The organism is Actinomyces sp. MRS3W (assembly GCF_032465695.1).
GTDB lineage: Bacteria > Actinomycetota > Actinomycetes > Actinomycetales > Actinomycetaceae > Actinomyces.
This window is the reverse complement of sequence record NZ_JAWDJJ010000240.1, coordinates 1-1927: the sequence shown is the minus strand read 5'-3', so window position 1 is coordinate 1927 and position 1927 is coordinate 1. Positions and strand designations below refer to the sequence as shown.

Annotated in this window: 2 protein-coding genes; both read left to right on the top strand. The window is 71.5% G+C overall.

The features are described from left to right. Positions 1–1044 (top strand): MoxR family ATPase (locus RWX45_RS09335; RefSeq protein ID WP_316023458.1); only part of this gene is annotated, 1044 nt, incomplete at its 5' end. 23 nt (positions 1045–1067) lie between these two features. After that, positions 1068–1927, top strand: an 860-nt coding sequence (locus tag RWX45_RS09330) for a DUF58 domain-containing protein (RefSeq protein ID WP_316023457.1), incomplete at its 3' end; no start/stop codon positions are given.

Here is a 1927-nt window from a genome sequence, read left to right as displayed (position 1 = left end):
ACCCAGTCCCTCCCCTCATCGGCGGAGTTGGAGCGTGAGGCCGAGCGGACATCCCGCTCCAACGCCTCCCCGAAGGCCGACGTCGAACGCGCCGGACAGCTACTGGGGCGCGTCAGCGAGATCTTCTCCCAGCGGGTCGTCGGCCAGGAGCAGCTGCGCATCGCCCTGGTTTCCAGCCTCATCGCCGGCGGACACATCCTGCTCGAATCCGTGCCCGGCCTGGCCAAGACCACCGCCGCCCAGACGCTGGCCGCCGCCGTGTCCGGCAGCTTCCACCGCATCCAGTGCACCCCGGACCTCATGCCCAACGACATCGTCGGCACCCAGGTCCTCAACTACGCCACCGGCGAGATGACCACTCAGCTCGGCCCGGTGCACGCCAACATCGTGCTGCTCGATGAAATCAACCGCTCCAGCGCCAAGACCCAGTCGGCCATGCTCGAGGCCATGCAGGAGCGCCAGACCTCCATCGGCGGCGTCATCTACCCGCTGCCACAGCCCTTCATGGTGCTGGCCACCCAGAACCCCATTGAGGAGGAGGGCACCTACGTCCTGCCCGAGGCCCAGATGGACCGCTTCCTCATGAAGGAGGTGCTCACCTACCCGCGGCCCGCGGAGGAGGCCGACGTGCTCGACCGCATCGCCACCGGCGCCTTCGAAGAGCCCATCCGCACCCAGCCCATCACCACCGAGGACGTCGAATGGCTGGCGGGCGCCGTCGAACGCGTTTACGTCGACCCGGTTATCAAGCAGTACATCGTCGCCCTGGTCAACACCTCCCGCGGCGGCGGCCCCCGGCCCGTGCGCGGTCTGGAACGGCACGTGCGCGTGGGTGCCTCCCCGCGCGGCGGCATTGCGCTCATGAAGATCGCCCAGGCCGTCGCCCTGCAGGCCGGCCGCACCTACGTCACCCCCGACGACGTGCGCCTGCTCCGCTACGGGGTGCTGCGCCACCGGCTGGTGCTCACCTACGACGCCCTCGCCGACGACATCGCCCCCGAAGCCATCATCGACGCGATCTTCGCCGCGGTGCCCACCCCCTGACCCGCACCCACGAGTTGCCGCCCATGACCTCCAGCGCAGCCACGCCCGCTTCTCCGCCCGAACCGAACCCCGCCCGCCGACGCCGGTCCGGTTCCCGGGTGGCGCGCGTGCGCGGCCGCCTGTCCCTGCCCACCCTGCGCCGCTCCACCAGCCTGCTGGATGGGCGCCACCGCTCCGTGTTCGTTGGCCACGGCCAGGACTTCGACGACCTGTCCGCCTACCGGCCGGGCGACGACGTCACCGACATTGACTGGAAGGCCTCGGCCCGCATCGGCCAGCCGGTCATTAAGCGCTACCAGCGCGAGTCCAACCTGCCGCTGGTGCTGGCCGTGGACACCGGCCGCACCATGGCCGCACAGGCCGCCAGCGGCGAGGACAAGCGCGAGCTGGCGCTCGCCGTCGCCGAGGTATTCGCCTACCTGGCCCGGCTGCGCGGGGACACGGTCGCACTCGTCGCCGCCGACACCGCCCGCGTCGTCTCCCGCCCGCCGCGCTCCGGCTCCGAGCACGCCGAAATGATCCTGTCGCTGCTTGAGCGCCAGTTCGATGCCCTCACCCGCGACGACGACCTCGCCCCCGGCGCCCCCGGCCCGGCGCTGTCCACCCTCCTGGAACGGGTCTCCACCTGGCACCGTCGCCGCAGCCTGGTAGTGCTCATCACCGACACCTCCCACCCCGACGCCGCCACCGACCCCGCCGTGAGTGACCGGCTGCGCCGCCTGTCCGCCCAGCACGAGCTCATCGTCATCCAGATCGACGACGACACCCCGTTGGCTCCCGGCCGTGGCCGCGCCCGCGACGTCGAACTGTCCGGTGAGGTCCCCGCCTTCCTGCGCGAGGACGCCGACTTGGCCGCCCGCTTGCGGGCGGCCAAGTCGGCGTC